The following is a 16,515-nucleotide window of genomic DNA, read 5'->3' as shown; positions in this document are numbered from 1 at the left end:
ATTAAAAGCCAGCCCCTCTACAGCGATCGTCTGTTGGAAGGGCTGGCTTTATTTTTGCTTAAGCAGAAACTTCTAGTCTAGTTCATCTTTTTTGGTAAAAGGAAAAGCGCCTGTCTCAAAAAAACTGACAATGAAAATGGTGGTCACCATCTTCATTGTCAGCCCTGTCTTGATCACGCTTTTAATCTTCAATCGTGGACAGATCGCCTGTCGGAAGATCCAGCTCCCACGCTTTCAGTACGCGGCGCATAATCTTACCGGAGCGTGTCTTCGGAAGTTTATCCTTAAACTCAATTTCACGAGGCGCAGCATGGGCGGAGAGTCCTTCCTTCACAAATCGGTAGATTTCATCCTTGAGCTCCTGAGTAGGTGTATACCCCTCGCGTAAAGAGATAAAGGCTTTAATGATCTCGCCACGGGTTACATCAGGCTTACCGATCACGCCTGCTTCAGCAACAGCCGGATGTTCAACCAGCTTGCTCTCGACTTCGAACGGTCCGATTCGCTCACCGGACGAATTAATCACATCGTCGATTCTGCCCTGGAACCAGAAGTATCCTTCTTCATCCATATATGCCGAATCACCTGAAATGTACCAGCCCGGAATTCGGAAGTATTCTTCATACTTCGCCTCGTTATTCCAAATTTTTCTCATCATGGACGGCCAAGGTGTCTTGATTGCCAAATTCCCCATCGTGTACGGAGCCACTTCTTTCCCCTGATCGTCCAGGATAGCCGCTGTAATGCCCGGCACCGGGCGCCCCATGGATCCTGGCTTGATCGCCATGCCCGGGTAATTACAGATCAACTGTCCGCCAGTCTCTGTCATCCACCATGTGTCATGGATACGCTGCTTGTAAGCCTTGTGTCCCCAACGCACCACCTCGGGATTAAGCGGCTCGCCAACGGATAAAATATGCCGTACATGGCTCAGATCATATTGGTCGATAAGCTCGGAGCCGGCACCCATTAACATGCGGAAGGCGGTGGGAGCACTGTACCATACCGTTACCTTATTGTTCACCAAAGTACTGTACCAATCCTGCGGACTGAAACGGCCTCCGCGAATGACATTGGTAACCCCGTTCAACCACGGTGCAAAAATGCCGTAGGACGTACCGGTAACCCAGCCCGGATCCGCCGTGCACCAATATATATCATCTTCCCTTAAATCCAAAACAACCTTGCCCGTATAATAATGCTGAATCATGGCATTCTGCACGTGATAGACGCCCTTCGGTTTCCCGGTAGAGCCTGACGTATAGTGCATGATCAATCCATCTTCCCGTTCAAGCCATTCAATCTCCAGCTCACTTGATGCTGCTTCAACTTCCTCGTGGTAGCTTACTAGCCGCGGGTCCTCCTCTTCAATCTCGCCCACAACAAAAATATGCTTCAGTTCAGGCAACTCGTCTCGCTTCACACGTGACAACAGTGCAGGCGTCGTAATCAGTGCAATCGCTCCACTGTCCTCCAGACGATCCTTTACAGCCGTCTCCATAAACGCCTCGAACAATGGGCCGACCACGGCGCCAACCTTCAGAATGCCCAGCAAACCGGCATAGAGCTCAGGACCGCGCGGCATAAAGATAAAGACCCGATCACCTTTGCTAACACCATATTTACGGAGTACATTACCGAACTTGTCGGATTTTTCTTTCAACTGCGCGTAAGTAATAGATTCCTCACGATTGGCGTCACTATACAAGAGAGCTACCTTATCTCCTCGCCCCTCTGCCACATGACGATCTATAGCTTCATAGGCCATATTCACTTTGCCCGTCTCATACCAAGTAAAATGTCTCTCGATTTCGTCCCATGAAAACTCGGAGCGTGCCTGCTCGTAACTCTTCATATTGGAATGTGAAACTTCACTTGGCAATATTTCGCTATGCGTTTGATTCATGATAACATCCTCCTCATTCTCAAATCGGTCTCCTCATAGTGGACAGCGCTTACAAAATGATTGAATGAAACATACATTTTACACATTGCGGTGGGTCGTCACGTTGTCGCAGTCTTCGAGTCATTAACCCCTGAATTCGCAAGGAAACATATCGTTAAGTACGACACAAATGTGATGATTTTATGTCGAAAAGATTATATCATAGCTCTCGTTTGCCTGTCATTGCTTTTCATTTTTTTATTTTTTTGCTATAAGTAGGGTATGGAATTGAAAGGAGCGTAACGGATGGAACACTGCAAGGTATACCAGTCTCATGTTTTGTTCCCTGAAGACCGCCGCCTGATCATCGAAGGACCTGTACCTCCCGAGCAACTATCCGAGCTAACCATGCACCCTGATCTCAAGGCATTTCGTCGTCCTGCGGAGCAGCATGAGGCATTGGTGGAAATTGCAGGCCTGCCCGAAGGCAGAATCATCATCACGAGAGACCAAGATATGATCGTTGGATATGTAACGTTTCATCACCCGGATGAGCAGGAACGCTGGTCTGAGGGCAATATGGAAGATTTGATTGAACTTGGTGCCATCGAGGTAGCGAAAGATTACCGTTCTCTGGGACTTGGGCAGCAAATGATAAAGACTGCATTTGAAGAAGAACAGATGGAGCGTTACATCGTGTTTACGACCGAGTACTACTGGCATTGGGATCTTAAAGGAAGCGGCCTTAACGTATGGGATTACCGCAAAATGATGGAGCGGTTAATGAAAATTGTAGATATGGAGTGGTACGCAACCGACGATCCGGAAATCTGCTCCCATCCTGCTAACTGTCTCATGGTCAGAATCGGACGGCACGTACCGCTTTCATCACAAGAACAATTCGATCGTATCCGTTTCAGACAGCGGTTTATGTATTAAGTCGATACCCAATAAATAAAAAAACAAACTCCCCAAGGGCTTGCCCTCGGGGAGTTTGTCTGTAGAGATGCATACTGGATATGTATGCCTACCACTCACACAAAGTTTTTACTAGAGTTTGCCCAGCATGTAGTTCACGATTTCGTGTGAACGCTTGGAAGCTTTCACGGTAAACTCAGGAAAGTTGACATGGGCAGAACCGTCAGCCTTATCCGACATGGATCTGATTACCACATAAGGCACACCGTTCATATAACATACCTGGGCAACGGCAGAGCCTTCCATTTCCGCGCAAACCCCGTTCAGATCCTCGTGAAGCGTCCGTACTGTATCACGACTAGCAATGAACTGATCGCCCGAAAGAACCTTTCCGATGACGTAATGATTCGCCGCCTGCTCTTTGCACGCTTCCTCTGCCAGCTCGATCAACGAGGGATCAGCAGGAAAATCAGACACTGCCTGATACGGAATCACGCCGCGCGCAAAGCCGAGCGGCGTCACGTCCATATCGTGCTGCATGCAGGAGGAAGAGATGACGATATCGCCAATGTTCAGCTCCGGATGCAGCGCGCCCGCCACGCCGGTAAACAATATTTTGGAAACGCCATAAGTATCAATCAAGATTTGCGTAGTAACCGCGGCATTCACCTTACCCACTCCGCTCTTGCATACAACGACGCGCTTGCCATGAATCGTTCCCGAAGCATATGTAACCCCTGCACGAACTGCCGTTTCTTTATTCTCCAGTTGACTGAGCAGCATTTCCACTTCTTCGTCCATGGCCCCGATTAGGCCAATAACCTGTGTTGTCATACCGATATCCCTCCTGAATTCAAGACCACAAAATAATCCCACCAGAAAAAAGCCCCTTTAAAACCAGGAGCTTTCTTCAAAATGGTAAATTGCTTTCATTCACACTTCTTACTCGTTCACATGACTAACCGAAAGCCGAAGAATCGTTTCATGCGGCAGAATCACGCGAGGATTCTCCACATTCTCCTTCTTCATCAGCTTGGTAAGCAAGCGCATAGCTACGGCTCCCAAATCATACATCGGTTGAGCTACCGTTGTCAGCTGTGGACGAACCATCGAAGCCATCCGAATATTATCTACGCTGATAATAGAGAAATCATCCGGTACTTTGTAGCCTTCATCCTGAATGCTATGAATAGCGCCAATTGCCATCTCATCGGTAGCAGCAAAAATAGCCGTCGGTTTCTTCTTAAGTCCCAGGAAGTATTTCATCGCTTCCACGCCTGATTCATAGCGATAGTTACCAATACGCACCAGATCCTCTTGATACTCGATGCCGGCAGTTTCCAGCGCCTTCTTGTACCCTTGGAAACGTGCATAGCCGTTCGCCGGATCCTGAAGCGTGCCGCTGATCATGGCAATCTCACGGTGCCCGTGCCGGATCAGAGTGTTTACCGCATCAAACGCAGCCTGTTCATGATCAATGTCAACAGAAGGGTAAGAACCTCTCTCGTCACTTGTCGCACAAAGAACAATCGGCACAGCCGATGTCTGGAACGCCTGGATATGCTCGTCCGTCACCGTTCCACCCATAAACAACAAACCGTCCACTTGCTTCTCAAGCAATGTGTTGATAACGCGGATTTCTTTTTCCTTACGTTTGTCGGCATTACACAAAATTATATTATAGTGGTACATGTTAGCAATATCCTCAATACCACGGGCAATCTCCGCAAAGATCGAGTTCGAAATGTCAGGGATCACAACGCCGACGGTTGTGGTCTTCTTGCTGGCCAGACCTCTGGCTACCGCATTCGGACGATACCCTAAACGTTCAATCGCTTCGTATACTTTTTTCCGGGTCTGAGGCTTAACGTTCGGGTTATTGTTTACAACCCGTGATACCGTCGCCATGGAAACGCCTGCTTCGCGCGCAACATCGTAAATGGTTACCGTCAAATTCCTTCTCTCCATTGCCAATAGATTTTCATTCGTTCAATACCAATTGAATTTATGATACGACAAATTACTGCTTTGTGCAACGACACGGCATTAGATGCCGTCCAATTGAGCCTTCAGCGCTTCAGCCGTAATATGGGAATGGGATGTATGCCAGACTGGCGCTCCTTCTTTTACAAGAATAACTTGTGGCGATTCGTGCTGTATGCTTAGAGTTTCCGCAGCTTGACTCGACACCGGACGGTCGGCAATGACATCAATCCATACATAGTCGATCCGCTCGTTCGGCTGGTCCTCCAGGTAAGCTTGCACTTCCTTGTAGGCTCCGGCACTAATTGGGCATCTGGTACTATGTTTGAACATCAGCAAGGGCCTCTGCTCCGAAGATTCAAGGGTGCTGCGCAACTCTTTTATAGTAGTCATTTTCGTCAACGTCGCCATAGGATATACATTCCCTTCATTGTATTGAAGTTCCTATCCTCTATCCTAACAAAAAGTGCGTGAAAAATCCAACAACCGCGAAAATTTTCTGAAAATTATCTTGCATAATTTCCCGAATTTTCAGGAACGAGAGATTTAATCGTGCTTAACTGCTCGAGCCGCCGCTCAATTTGTCTCATCCAGTCACCGTCGCCCAAGCTCTGGGCATAACGAAATAGATCCAACAGCATATTGATCCGCTCATCAAAAACTTCCATACAGCGTGTCTGCCATTCTACCGACGAATCATCATCGTATGTACGGAACACTTCTCGAAGTACGTATGCAGACTCATTAACATCTGCGAACGAAACGTGTATTCGTCTAGTCTCATTGCTAATCGATGCTAGATAGCGAAGTAAATCCGGTTTAATAAGAGGCAGAAGCTCATACTTCTTGCAAGCCTGACAGGCATAAACAGGAACATGATATATTCGAGTCTTTCTTTCATGAATCAGCTTTCTTAATTCCAACTTCATCCATTGTCCACAGTTGCAGGTTTTGAACAAAATGCCCACCCCAAATCCTATCGCGTAATCTAATTCCAACAGCCTATGTCACAAATCTGTCACCTAAACTAGTTCTATTCGACTATCATACCAAAGAATCCTGCTAATTTGTGATAATGCTTTATTTACCAGATATGTTTCCAAATGTTTGTTCTTTGCTCGTTCCTATGAAACTGCCCTCCATATTTGTTACAATAAGAACAGTCATACGGATACATGAGGAAATCTGTGAGAAAGGGGTTATATCAATCATGAGATTGGCTGGAAAAAAGGTAATAGCGCTTGTAGACGAAGAATTTGAGGATCTGGAACTATGGTATCCCGTTTACCGGGTCCGTGAGGAAGGGGCGGAAGTCCATCTTGCCGGGTTGGAAAAAGGAAAAACTTACACGGGCAAATATGGTGTTCCCGCTCAAGCCGAATATTCATTTGAAGAGCTGAACAGCAAGGATTATGATGGAATTCTCGTTCCGGGCGGCTGGGCGCCGGACAAGCTGCGCCGTTATGATAAAGTCCTTCAACTGGTTAAAGAAATGAATGCGGACAAAAAACCGATCGGACAGATCTGCCACGCCGGATGGGTACTCATCTCTGCCAAAATCCTGGACGGCGTTACGGTTACTTCCACACCGGGGATCCGCGACGATATGGAAAATGCCGGTGCAATCTGGAAGGATGAAGCCGTCGTGACTGACGGTCATATTATTTCCGCCCGCCGTCCACCGGATCTGCCGCCGTACGGCAAAGCTTTTTGCGATGCTCTGGCACAGCAAGGCTGAAAGCTCCCCTGCACCACACAAAAACAGCCGCTCATTTCACCAAGAAGGACTCCTGGTGAGATAGGCAGCTTTTTTTTTCATGCGGGTATAGCTTAGCTTGTCCACTCAAAAAAGAAACATGAAAATTGTAACGACATCCTTCTTCTTGAGGTTGGCTTTTTAAGAGGCCGTGCTGTCCGTACCGTTAGTTCCGTTCAGATAACTGCTGCGTTCGGCAAACGCGCTTAGACGCTCTTCGACAGCGGAGCTGGTACGCAATTTGAAGCAAGCCGCTGCCTCCCCCTTCGCTTCTGCCGCATTGGTATTCAAGATCCGATGCTTCACGCGAAGCAAGGATTGCGGCGACATGCTTAGATCCTTAACGCCAAGCTCCAGCCATATCGGAATCGCCCGCTCGTCCCCAGCCATTTCTCCGCACACGCTGACCGGTATGCCTGCCGCATGCGCAGCCTCCACCGTCGTCCGAAGCATGCGCAAGACCGCAGGATGAAATGGATGGTACATATGCGCGATCTGCTCGTTCATCCGATCTACCGCCAGCACATACTGAACCAAATCGTTCGTCCCGATGCTGAAGAAATCGGCTTCCTCTGCCAACAGATCCGAGATGGTAACTGCCGCGGGCACCTCAATCATGATGCCGACCTTAATGTTGGGATCGTATGCGATGCCGCGTTGGTCCAAATCGGCCATCGCACGCCGCAGCACGGCATTAGCCTGCTTGACTTCCTCTATCGAGGATATCATCGGATACATGATTTTGACGTTACCAAAAGCGCTGGCCCTCAGAATGGCGGACAGCTGGGTCTGGAACGGCTCTGTGCGATCCAGGCTGATACGAATGGCGCGATAACCCAGGAAAGGGTTCTCTTCTTCCGGCAGCCCGAAGTAATCCAACTGTTTATCGCCGCCAATGTCCAGCGTACGGATCACGACCGAGGACTCACCTGCGTTCTCGGCAACCAGTTTATACACTTCAAATTGCTCTTCTTCCGAAGGAAAGTTGTGGCGATCCATATATAAAAATTCCGTCCGGAACAATCCGACTCCCTGTGCGCCGTTCTTCAGCGCAATCTCCATTTCTTTAACGGAGTTCATATTCGCGGCCAGATTGAAATATGTTCCATCCTTCGTAACCGCATCAACGGTTGCCAGGAGCTGCAGCTGCTCTTTCTTTTTCCGTTGCTGCTCTCGGATCCCTTCGTAACGCTCTACAACCAGCGTGTCGGGCTCCAAATACAGCAAGCCTTCATCCCCATCCACAACCAGATGCTGTCCGGTCTGGATCGGATGATCCAGCTTGTTCTCAATCCCGGATACAAGCGGTATGCCGAGAGCGCGGGCCATAATTGCCGAGTGAGAGGTCTTGCCACCCGTCATCGTCACGATGCCAAGAACGTGGGAAGGGTTAAGATGCACAAGCTGAGACGGAGAAAGTTCCTTCGCAACCAAAATATAAGGCTGCGTATCAGCCGGAAGCTTGACTTCCGGAGCACCGAGAAGATGCTTGAGCAGCCGATTACCAACATCCTTAATATCCAGTGCCCGCTCCTTCATATACTCGTCGTCCAGCAAATCGAACATGGATACGAAATGATCGATCGCCTCTTTAACTGCTACTTCGGCAGCCTTGTACTGGCGCTCGATGATCCCTTGAATTTCGTTCATGAATACGGGATCCTCCAGTATGGCCAGATGCGCATCAAAGATCTGCGACTCCTCGTGCCCCACCATTTCCTTGAATTCGTTCTTGATATATTCAATTTCATTCTTGGAGGTTCGTATGCCTTCATATAAGCGCTCGAACTCTTTGGCTAAATCGACAGCATCCATTTCGGAATCCGGAAGGTCCAGCTCCCAATGCGGCAGTACGAAAGCCTTACCGATCGCTACGCCTGTTGCTGCGCCAATGCCTTGTATCATGATTCTCTACCCCCAGCATTACTCTCATTTAATACGACGGACATGACAGATGACTGTCCTCTCTTAACGGACTTGAATGGAGCAAAGCTCCAAGATCTTACTTTATCGGGATTGGTGATCACCATCGGTGTGGCCAGTGATGCGGCATGTGTCTTTAAATATGCCAGATCGAACTTGACCAGCAATTGCCCCGGCTCGACAGTATCCCCTTCGCTTACCACAGCTGTAAACGGTCCTTTCAGTTGAGAAGTATCGATCCCGATATGAATCAACACCTCGAGTCCATCCGGCGTTGAAATGCCAATGGCATGCATCGTCGGATAGACATGCATCACGGTTCCGTATACCGGGGATACAAGTTCCCCTTTTTCCGGAATGAACGCCACGCCGTTGCCGACAAGCTTGGCGGCAAAAATATCATCCGGTACTTCATCAATCGGAAGCATGCGTCCCTGTACGGGCGCGCTGAACAGAACGCGCGGTAAATCTTGCTGCATCAGCTTATTTATCTCTTCGCGGATGAGCTCGGAATACGTCCCGAATACCACCTGGACATTCCCGCCGCCCAGCTTGATGATGCCGGCTGAACCGAGCAATTTCAGTGCGTCCGAATCAATCTGGCGGTCATTGTATACGGTCAGTCGAAGACGCGTCATGCAGGATTGGACCTGAACGATGTTGTCTTTCCCACCAAGCGCCTCCAGAATAAGCGGTGCCTGATAGGGGATGTCTCCTGCCCGGCCTTCCAGCGCCGAGCCTTCTTCACGCCCGGGTGTCGGGATTTCGAAGGTGCGAATGGCCCAGCGGAACAAAAAATAGTAAACGATGCCGTATACGGCCCCGATCGGTATGATGATCCAGGCGTTCTGCGACAAGTGAAAATTGAGTACGTAATCGATAAATCCAGCCGAGTATGAAAACCCGTGGTGGATATCAAACGCATAGGTAAGCACCATCGCGAAACCGGCCATCAGGGCGTGGAGCACATACAGATAAGGAGACGCGAATAAGAACGCGAATTCGATCTGCTCCGATACCCCGGTCAAAAAACAGACGAGCGCGGACCGCATAAACGTTTTTTTTACCTTCGGCTTCAAATCTTCCCGCGCCTCTTGAATAATGGCAAATGCAATCGCCGGCAGGGCAAACATCATAATCGGGAACAACCCGGCCATGAAGTCGCCCGCTGTCGGATCACCCGCGAAGAATCGGGGCAGATCCCCCTGAACGACGGTACCGTCTTCCGTCTCGTACGAGCCCAGTTGAAACCAATAGACGTTATTCAACAAGTGATGCAGACCAAATGCCGTCAGTACCCTGTACAAAATTCCGTAGAGAAATAATCCGAATGCCCCCATATGTACGGTCAGATCATAAAAGGCATCTAATCCGCGCTGTACCATGGGAGCCATCCCCAGCATGATCCATGCAAATATCGTGGAGAACAGTCCCATGAACAAAAGCACAAATCGGGAGCCCCCAAAAAACTGTATAGCTTCTGGAAGCTTAATATGTTTGAACCGGTTATAAACGTAACCGGACATTACCCCAAAAATAATACCAATCAAGGTCGAGGGCTGTACACTCCCGTCTCCGAGACGGGATATAACCTGATCGTAAATGAACATGCCAGCCAGAGCGGCAAGCCCTGCGGGTCCTCCCTGGTTCGAGAGCCCCCATGCGACACCGATGGCAAATAAATACGGCATATAATAAAACACGCCGTGCCCCGCTGCCTGGGCAATCTCGCCCAAGGTTCCGAAGCCCCACGCCGACCATGGCAGACTCCCCACGCTAAGCAGGAGAGCTGCCGCCGGAAGCGCCATTGTAGGGAGCATAACTGCTCTGCCCAGCTGTTGTAATGATCCCAACCAATTCAAGGCGAGCCCTCCTTTCTATCCTTGATGGTAAGCGCTGCGCCTGTTTTTGTCAAAAAGAAATCAGGGCAAATGCCACATAGAAAAGCAAGCCTCACGAGCAGTGCCTCGGCAGGCCCGGATCGTGTCCAGTCTGCCAGCGGCTGCTTCAACATAAGGCTTGCTCCTAATTCCAATTCACCAACTCAAAACTTAACGCCCGCCCAAAGCGATGGAATCCTCCACCTTGATGCAGCGGTCCATGATGGCAATCATGCCGCTCTTCTCCGCGATGGCCGCCGCCTCTTCACTGATAATGCCCTGCTGAAGCCAGAGCACCTTAGCTCCAATCTCGGCAGCTTCTCGCGCCACATCGGCACAATATTCACTGCGTCTGAACACATTGACGATATGGATCGGCTCCGGAATGTCCTTCAGGGATGGATAACTCTTCTCCCCAAGTATTTCTGTTGCACCAGGATTAACCGGGATAATCCGGTATCCGCGCATTTGCATCGCAGCCGAAACCATATGGGATGTACGATCCGGCCGGTCAGACAGACCGACAACAGCGATATTGCCTGCGTTTCGCAAAATATCCGCGATTTCTTCGCGCGTAGGATTTTCAAATGCCATGCTTTATGACCACCTTTCCATTCGTAATAGACGAGCCGCTTGGCTATTCCTTTATTTTACCCATTCTACATTGGCTCCAAGCGCCTTCATGTGATCAAAATATTGCGGGTACGACTTGGCCACATGATGCGCATCCTTAATCCGGATCGGCTGATGTGCGCGAAGTCCGACCACAGTCAGGGCCATAATGACCCGATGATCATAATGGGCATTGATCTCCACGCCGCCCTCGACGCCTTCCGGACGGCCGTGAACGATGATCTCGGCCTGGCGTTCCTCAACGTTCGCTCCGGCTTTGCGCAATTCGTTCAAATAATCCGTAATCCGGTCGCATTCCTTATAGCGGAGATTCTCCACATTGTAGAATCGGGAGGTTCCTTCCGCAAACACAGCTGCCGCAACCATCGCTAGTACCGCATCCGTCGCTGCATCTCCGTCGAATTCCAAAGCCTTCAGGGTTCGGTTGCCCTGGACATGGACATTTCCGTCCTTGTGCGTGAGGGGAACCTCCATCATTCGCAGGACGTCAATAATAGCCCGCTCTCCCTGCTTGCTGTCCTCTGACAGATTGCGGATGGTTACATCCGACTGCGTGACCGCAGCCGCCGCCAGGACGGCAGCAGAGCCCGGATAATCGCCTTGAACGGTATAGGTCTTCGCTTCGTAGGATTGACCGCCAGGAACCCGGAAGAATGTATAATCATCCGCTGCGTGAATCGTAATGCCCGCTTGCTCCAGCACTTCCAGGGTCTGACCGATAACGACCTTGGATTTCAAATCACCGGTAACGGTAATCTCGCTGTCCTCGGCAAGCAGCGGCGTTAAGAACAACAGTGCGCTTAAGTACTGCGAACTCACTTCGCCAGATACGGTGAGCTTTCCGCCTTTCGGCTGACCGCCACGAATCGTGATCGGCAGTTTGCCTTCATTATGCTCCACTTCCACGCCCAATTGACCAAGCGTCTCAATGAGATCATCATGAGGACGTTTGCCCAGTGATTCCGGATAGGTATTGACAAAGGTAACCTCTTTAGACAACGCCGTGACGCCCATGAGGAAGCGCAAAACGGCGCCGGCGTTACCGACGTTCAGTTCCTTCACATCCCGCGGCGATTTGCCAAAGCCCGTAATGACAGCCTTCTCCTCATCCTCCTCGATCACGGCCCCGAGATCCCGGATACAGCGTCTCATGGCGTCGCTATCCTCGCTATGAGCTGGGTAATAGATCGTGCTCGTTCCTTCGGCAAGTGCAGCTACCAGCAAGTAACGAGTTGTATAGTTCTTGGAGGATAGCGCTCCAATCTCTCCGTTTAATATAGGCGTAGGCTTGACGATTACATCCATCGTATGTATCTCTCCTTGTATATATTAGGTTATGATGAACCAACCTTGAAATCTCCCTTAGTATAAATTGACAGGGAAAGAACCGCTTGGTTATCATAGTTCATGTGAACTGGAAATTCAGATCGTTACGATCTTAATCATTTATTATCAGAAAAGAGGTCTATATGATGAAACCGATCCCTCAAATGGAAACATCGGAGCTTAGAAGCCGGCTTCAAAACGGCGAAAATGTGTACATGATTGATGTCCGCGAGGATGAAGAAGTTGCAGCCGGCATGATCAGCGGTGCCAAGCATATCCCTATGGGCGAGATTCCGAATCGTCTGGACGAAATTCCGCGCGATCAGGAGGTCGTCTTCATCTGCCGCAGCGGTGGTCGCAGTCAACACGTATGCGAATTTTTGAATCACCAGGGCTTGACTAATGTAATCAACATGAAAGGCGGCATGCTTCAGTGGCATGACGATGAAGAATAGACAGGCCATGAAGAAGGTGCGGGATGATCGTGATCCCCGCCTTTTTTTACATGATCCGACCCAAGTACAATTACAGATTCACCCATAGAAACTGATTCATGCTCATCGCCTCAGGTCGTTCGCTGACCATCTTAGCCGCGGTAATGCGTTAAAATGTCAGTCGCTACTTCCCCCGCGGATCGGCCAACCGTATCCACTATGACATCCGCAAACAGGTATTTGTCCTTTCGTTCATCCAGGATACGCCGAACTCTATCTTCGACATCCCCCGCAAGCAGCGGCCGATTGGCATCACCACGTACCCGTTCAACAATGCTGGCAGCATCCGCTGTAAGAGCAACGACCCAGCCACCACGTTTCATTACATCACAGTTCTCGGAACGAAGCACGGCTCCTCCGCCGGACGCTACGACAATGCCTTTCCGCTGCAAAACGCTGCGCAGTGCAACAGATTCTGCCTCACGGAAATACGGCTCTCCATCCGCTTCAAACATCTCGGAAATCGTTCTGCCTTCCATCCTCTCAATTTCCGCATCCAGATCGATCAGGGTGTAGCCGAGCGTGTCTGCCAGGAGACGCCCTACGGTTGACTTGCCCGTACCCATCATCCCGATCAGAATGATGTTCCTACCTATCTTATCCAATTTGACACCCCATTTGCTGCTTCACTGTAAAGGTTGCTCATATCATACCACAGCCCCAAATCTTTCGACAATGGACCTGACTCTCTAAATTGTTCTTATGCGAGTAACCCCCAAGTAAAGCTCCAATTTTATCGAGTCTATCTGGTTCCCTATTGTCATATACTAATTACAAGAATACAAGATTAGAAGAAAGGAGTGAATATATTATGTCTTTTCGTCCAACCGGTCTCTCTTCCGCTGCCAAGCGCATCCGCCGGATTCTCGACCCCGCCTACCCGTTATGCCGCGAAGATGTGATCTGGGTGCTTCATTTTGTCCAAAAAAAAGTGGCTCTGAAGGATCCTGCACTGCTGGATCTTTCAAAGCCACGTTTGCTGCAAAATTTCAACAGTTACTGCGAAGCCGCGCTGCTCTTGCTCGGAAGCGGAAACCACATCCATACAAAGAACCACGACATCCGCACCTGTCTCTTAGAAGCCATGCACGGACTTCCTGAGCTGGCGGAGGCGCACTCCCCTTCTCAAGCCCGTACGGTTGAATCTCTGATCTCTCCCCCGGCGAACGGAAATCATTCTAGCTCCCCAGAGTGAAATGGCTCCATCAGGGATGGCATTCATGCTGCCATAGAGAGCAGAATTAATCCATCCAGGGAGGATGGCATTTATGCTGCTAGAAAAAGCAGAATTAATCCATCCAGGGAGGATGGCATTCATGCTGCCATAGAGGCAGAATTAATCCATCCAGTTATAGTGGAAGGTGCCTTCTTTGTCCACGCGTTTAAACGTGTGAGCTCCAAAGTAGTCACGCTGAGCCTGCAGCAGGTTTGCCGGCAGGTTTGCGGTGCGATAGCTATCGTAGTATGCAAGCGCGCTGGAGAACCCAGGAACCGGGATGCCCAAGGATACCGCGGAAGCAACAACCTTACGCCATGCATCTTGATAGGATTCAATAATATCGGTAAAGAACGGATCCAGCAGCAGGTTCTTCAGCTCAGGATTGTTCTCATAAGCATCCGTGATGTTCTGCAAGAAACGGGATCGGATAATGCAGCCGCCGCGCCAAATTTTAGCGAGGTTGCCGTATTGCAGGTTCCAGCCGTACTCGTCGGATGCTACGCGAAGCTGTGCAAAGCCTTGGGCATAGGATACGATTTTGCTTGCAAACAGCGCTTTGCGCACATTTTCAATGAATTCGGCTTTGTCGCCGTCAAATGCAGCTGCTTTTGGACCATTCAGGATTTTGCTTGCTGCCACACGCTCTTCTTTCATTGCGGACAAGAAACGGGAGAATACGGATTCGGTGATCATGGACAGCGGCACGCCCAGATCCAGGGAGCTTTGGCTTGTCCATTTACCTGTTCCTTTTTGGCCCGCCGTATCCAGAATCACGTCAACCATCGGCTTGCCGGTTTCTTCGTCATATTTGGAGAAAATGTCAGCCGTAATCTCGATCAAGTAGCTATCGAGTTCGCCTTGGTTCCACTCTGTGAAGATTCCGTGCAGATCCTTCGCATCGAGGCCGAGTACGTCCTTCAGCAATTGGTAAGCTTCGCAAATAAGCTGCATATCGCCATACTCGATACCGTTGTGAACCATTTTTACATAATGGCCGGCACCGTCTGGTCCGATATATGTACAGCAAGGCTCTTCGTTAACTTTAGCGGAAATAGCCGTCAAAATAGGCTCAACCAGCTTGTAGGCACTTTCTTGTCCGCCAGGCATGATCGATGGACCTTTCAATGCGCCTTCTTCGCCGCCGGAAACCCCAGCACCGATAAAATTAAAGCCTTTTTCAGCCAGTTCTTTGCTGCGGCGCTGTGTATCAGGGAAATAAGCGTTACCGCCGTCGATGATGATATCGCCTTTGTCCAAATGTGGAATCAGCTGTTCAATCGTAGCATCCGTAGCTTGTCCCGCTTGTACCATGATCAGGATTTTACGAGGAGTTTCAAGGGAATCCACGAATTCTTCGATCGAGAACGTCCCCTTCACTTGCTTGCCTTCGGTTTCCTTCAGCATATCTTCCGTTTTTTGCGGAGAGCGGTTATATACGGAAACGGTGAAGCCTTTGCTTTCGATGTTCAGGGCCAGGTTTTTTCCCATTACAGCAAGGCCAATCACACCGATTTGTTGTTTTGACATCTGGTTCTCCATCCTTTGCTCCAATATATTTTTAAACAACCCATCCCTATCCGAGATGATTTGCAATAATCTTATATTAACGTTTTTCATTTGACAAGTGAACCCCTGTCACAAAATCAGAACACGCGCGAAAACACCCCTTCTGTTTCGGAGTGTTGTTCGTGCTTTAAACTTGTATCCGGGTTGAAGTCATTACCACTCCAGCCTCATCAGCTCCAAGGAAAGCTCACGGAGTCTTTGCTTGCAAGCCGAAATTTTGTCTTCGTCCCCCTCTTGCAGCGCCGCATGGAGCTTCTCAAGCTCATCATCGGTTTCCAGTCTCGACAGCAGCAATCGCTGTTCCCCTACATCCGATTCAAACAGCCGCAGCATTTCCTGCTCCGTCATCGGCGTCCCCTTCTGAAACAGCACCCGCTGCCGGTAACCGGATATTTCCACGAGCCTTATGACCTCACCAAACAAAATATTCTCGATCAAAATTTGCCGGTCCTTGAAACGTTTGACGACAGCATGGCCACGGGTATTCTCGATCAATTTCTCCATCCATTCCGCGAGTTTGGGATCACGAATCATATAATCGCCTACCAGTTTAAAACCGCTTCCTGTTCGTTGAAACCGCAGCTTTACCAGCTTGCGACCTGTTCGGATTGAAATGACAAACTGCGTATCATTCTCGCTCCAATAAAGCGAATATCCTTCCTGGATCAATTCCTTGATTAGGTCCTGGATATGCCGGCGATCAAACCGGAGCTCCAGGTTGCAATACTCCACTTCCTCGCTCTTATTCACGGCACTCCCTCCTCCGGTTTACTACCGATCATTAAACGGCGGTGAAGATTTCCCCCATGGCTGCTTTTGATGTTGTCTTATCTATATCTTATACTCCATCTTATGTAACGGTAACTTGGTTTATTGACTATTTTTAACCCGCATGAACATACGGTGAAGCTTTTCTGGGCAATGCGTGATGT

General features: G+C 49.5%; 16 protein-coding genes. 4 read left to right on the top strand and 12 right to left on the bottom strand.

Annotated elements, in window-relative coordinates:
• Nucleotides 1-181: 181 nt before the first annotated feature.
• The gene (gene acsA / locus MKX98_RS10260; RefSeq protein WP_339222875.1) at nucleotides 182-1,906 is read right to left on the bottom strand and encodes an acetate--CoA ligase; all 1,725 of its coding nucleotides are present in this window, start codon (nucleotides 1,904-1,906) and stop codon (nucleotides 182-184) included.
• A 285-nt stretch (nucleotides 1,907-2,191) separates the two neighbouring features.
• Here acsA and MKX98_RS10255 point away from each other — a divergent pair, with 285 nt between their 5' ends.
• Nucleotides 2,192-2,824, top strand: coding sequence for a GNAT family N-acetyltransferase (locus MKX98_RS10255; RefSeq protein WP_071223676.1), 633 nt, complete (start codon nucleotides 2,192-2,194; stop codon nucleotides 2,822-2,824).
• 111 nt (nucleotides 2,825-2,935) lie between these two features.
• Here the strand turns inward: MKX98_RS10255 and MKX98_RS10250 are convergent, their stop codons facing one another.
• The 4 genes from MKX98_RS10250 to MKX98_RS10235 all read right to left on the bottom strand — a co-directional run bounded on the left by MKX98_RS10250 (nucleotide 2,936) and on the right by MKX98_RS10235 (nucleotide 5,454).
• Entirely contained in the window at nucleotides 2,936-3,637 is a 702-nt protein-coding gene (locus MKX98_RS10250) for a 5'-methylthioadenosine/adenosylhomocysteine nucleosidase (protein ID WP_339222872.1), read from the bottom strand.
• Between the two features lie 108 nt (nucleotides 3,638-3,745).
• Entirely contained in the window at nucleotides 3,746-4,756 is a 1,011-nt protein-coding gene (gene ccpA, locus MKX98_RS10245) for a catabolite control protein A (RefSeq protein WP_071223674.1), read from the bottom strand.
• A 93-nt stretch (nucleotides 4,757-4,849) separates the two neighbouring features.
• The gene (ytxJ, locus tag MKX98_RS10240) at nucleotides 4,850-5,197 is read right to left on the bottom strand and encodes a bacillithiol system redox-active protein YtxJ (RefSeq protein WP_339222869.1); all 348 of its coding nucleotides are present in this window, start codon (nucleotides 5,195-5,197) and stop codon (nucleotides 4,850-4,852) included.
• 95 nt (nucleotides 5,198-5,292) lie between these two features.
• Nucleotides 5,293-5,454 carry a hypothetical protein gene (locus MKX98_RS10235; RefSeq protein WP_339222867.1) on the bottom strand — a complete coding sequence of 54 codons (162 nt, stop codon included), beginning with the start codon at nucleotides 5,452-5,454 and terminating at the stop codon, nucleotides 5,293-5,295.
• A 542-nt stretch (nucleotides 5,455-5,996) separates the two neighbouring features.
• On the opposite strand from MKX98_RS10235, the gene MKX98_RS10230 reads away from it, so the two are divergent.
• The gene (locus MKX98_RS10230) at nucleotides 5,997-6,524 is read left to right on the top strand and encodes a type 1 glutamine amidotransferase domain-containing protein (RefSeq protein WP_220686001.1); all 528 of its coding nucleotides are present in this window, start codon (nucleotides 5,997-5,999) and stop codon (nucleotides 6,522-6,524) included.
• Nucleotides 6,525-6,683: 159 nt separating this feature from the next.
• Here the strand turns inward: MKX98_RS10230 and ptsP are convergent, their stop codons facing one another.
• The 4 genes from ptsP to aroA form a co-directional block, all read right to left on the bottom strand.
• The gene (gene ptsP, locus MKX98_RS10225) at nucleotides 6,684-8,447 is read right to left on the bottom strand and encodes a phosphoenolpyruvate--protein phosphotransferase (RefSeq protein ID WP_194541727.1); all 1,764 of its coding nucleotides are present in this window, start codon (nucleotides 8,445-8,447) and stop codon (nucleotides 6,684-6,686) included.
• Nucleotides 8,444-10,327: a glucose PTS transporter subunit IIA gene (locus MKX98_RS10220; RefSeq protein ID WP_216535160.1), complete on the bottom strand. Its 1,884-nt coding sequence runs from the start codon at nucleotides 10,325-10,327 to the stop codon at nucleotides 8,444-8,446. The genes ptsP and MKX98_RS10220 overlap by 4 nt, the downstream gene beginning before the upstream one ends.
• Nucleotides 10,328-10,516: 189 nt before the next feature.
• On the bottom strand, nucleotides 10,517-10,939 hold the full coding sequence (locus MKX98_RS10215; protein ID WP_071223669.1) for a CoA-binding protein: 423 nt from the start codon (nucleotides 10,937-10,939) through the stop codon (nucleotides 10,517-10,519).
• Between the two features lie 51 nt (nucleotides 10,940-10,990).
• On the bottom strand, nucleotides 10,991-12,283 hold the full coding sequence (gene aroA, locus MKX98_RS10210) for a 3-phosphoshikimate 1-carboxyvinyltransferase (protein ID WP_220686002.1): 1,293 nt from the start codon (nucleotides 12,281-12,283) through the stop codon (nucleotides 10,991-10,993).
• A gap of 167 nt (nucleotides 12,284-12,450) precedes the next feature.
• Here aroA and MKX98_RS10205 point away from each other — a divergent pair, with 167 nt between their 5' ends.
• Nucleotides 12,451-12,759, top strand: a complete 309-nt coding sequence (locus MKX98_RS10205; RefSeq protein ID WP_174819205.1) for a rhodanese-like domain-containing protein — start codon at nucleotides 12,451-12,453, stop codon at nucleotides 12,757-12,759.
• Between the two features lie 131 nt (nucleotides 12,760-12,890).
• Here MKX98_RS10205 and MKX98_RS10200 read toward each other — a convergent pair whose 3' ends face one another.
• Nucleotides 12,891-13,367, bottom strand: a complete 477-nt coding sequence (locus MKX98_RS10200) for a shikimate kinase (RefSeq protein ID WP_339224392.1) — start codon at nucleotides 13,365-13,367, stop codon at nucleotides 12,891-12,893.
• Nucleotides 13,368-13,609: 242 nt separating this feature from the next.
• Here MKX98_RS10200 and MKX98_RS10195 point away from each other — a divergent pair, with 242 nt between their 5' ends.
• Nucleotides 13,610-13,993: a hypothetical protein gene (locus tag MKX98_RS10195; RefSeq protein WP_201259450.1), complete on the top strand. Its 384-nt coding sequence runs from the start codon at nucleotides 13,610-13,612 to the stop codon at nucleotides 13,991-13,993.
• Between the two features lie 141 nt (nucleotides 13,994-14,134).
• Here the strand turns inward: MKX98_RS10195 and gndA are convergent, their stop codons facing one another.
• Both gndA and MKX98_RS10185 read right to left on the bottom strand, forming a co-directional pair.
• Nucleotides 14,135-15,544 carry an NADP-dependent phosphogluconate dehydrogenase gene (gene gndA / locus MKX98_RS10190; RefSeq protein WP_181469719.1) on the bottom strand — a complete coding sequence of 470 codons (1,410 nt, stop codon included), beginning with the start codon at nucleotides 15,542-15,544 and terminating at the stop codon, nucleotides 14,135-14,137.
• Between the two features lie 192 nt (nucleotides 15,545-15,736).
• Nucleotides 15,737-16,333, bottom strand: coding sequence for a hypothetical protein (locus MKX98_RS10185; RefSeq protein WP_100536070.1), 597 nt, complete (start codon nucleotides 16,331-16,333; stop codon nucleotides 15,737-15,739).
• Nucleotides 16,334-16,515: the final 182 nt, after the last annotated feature.

The organism is Paenibacillus sp. FSL W7-1332, from assembly GCF_037969785.1.
In the GTDB taxonomy this organism is placed as follows: Bacteria; Bacillota; Bacilli; order Paenibacillales; family Paenibacillaceae; genus Paenibacillus_AQ.
This window is presented reverse-complemented; position numbering and strand designations above follow the sequence as displayed.

What these genes read in the sequence shown, in the direction of transcription:
- aroA (WP_220686002.1), bottom strand. Translation starts at nt 12,283, where the DNA reads ATGGATGTAATCGTCAAGCCTACGCCTATATTAAACGGAGAGATTGGA.
- MKX98_RS10250 (WP_339222872.1), bottom strand. Translation starts at nt 3,637, where the DNA reads ATGACAACACAGGTTATTGGCCTAATCGGGGCCATGGACGAAGAAGTG.
- MKX98_RS10255 (WP_071223676.1), top strand. Translation starts at nt 2,192, where the DNA reads ATGGAACACTGCAAGGTATACCAGTCTCATGTTTTGTTCCCTGAAGAC.
- MKX98_RS10200 (WP_339224392.1), bottom strand. Translation starts at nt 13,367, where the DNA reads ATGATGGGTACGGGCAAGTCAACCGTAGGGCGTCTCCTGGCAGACACG.
- MKX98_RS10205 (WP_174819205.1), top strand. Translation starts at nt 12,451, where the DNA reads ATGAAACCGATCCCTCAAATGGAAACATCGGAGCTTAGAAGCCGGCTT.
- acsA (WP_339222875.1), bottom strand. Translation starts at nt 1,906, where the DNA reads ATGAATCAAACGCATAGCGAAATATTGCCAAGTGAAGTTTCACATTCC.
- ytxJ (WP_339222869.1), bottom strand. Translation starts at nt 5,197, where the DNA reads ATGGCGACGTTGACGAAAATGACTACTATAAAAGAGTTGCGCAGCACC.
- MKX98_RS10195 (WP_201259450.1), top strand. Translation starts at nt 13,610, where the DNA reads ATGTCTTTTCGTCCAACCGGTCTCTCTTCCGCTGCCAAGCGCATCCGC.
- gndA (WP_181469719.1), bottom strand. Translation starts at nt 15,544, where the DNA reads ATGTCAAAACAACAAATCGGTGTGATTGGCCTTGCTGTAATGGGAAAA.
- MKX98_RS10230 (WP_220686001.1), top strand. Translation starts at nt 5,997, where the DNA reads ATGAGATTGGCTGGAAAAAAGGTAATAGCGCTTGTAGACGAAGAATTT.
- MKX98_RS10235 (WP_339222867.1), bottom strand. Translation starts at nt 5,454, where the DNA reads ATGGAAGTTTTTGATGAGCGGATCAATATGCTGTTGGATCTATTTCGT.
- MKX98_RS10215 (WP_071223669.1), bottom strand. Translation starts at nt 10,939, where the DNA reads ATGGCATTTGAAAATCCTACGCGCGAAGAAATCGCGGATATTTTGCGA.
- ptsP (WP_194541727.1), bottom strand. Translation starts at nt 8,447, where the DNA reads ATGATACAAGGCATTGGCGCAGCAACAGGCGTAGCGATCGGTAAGGCT.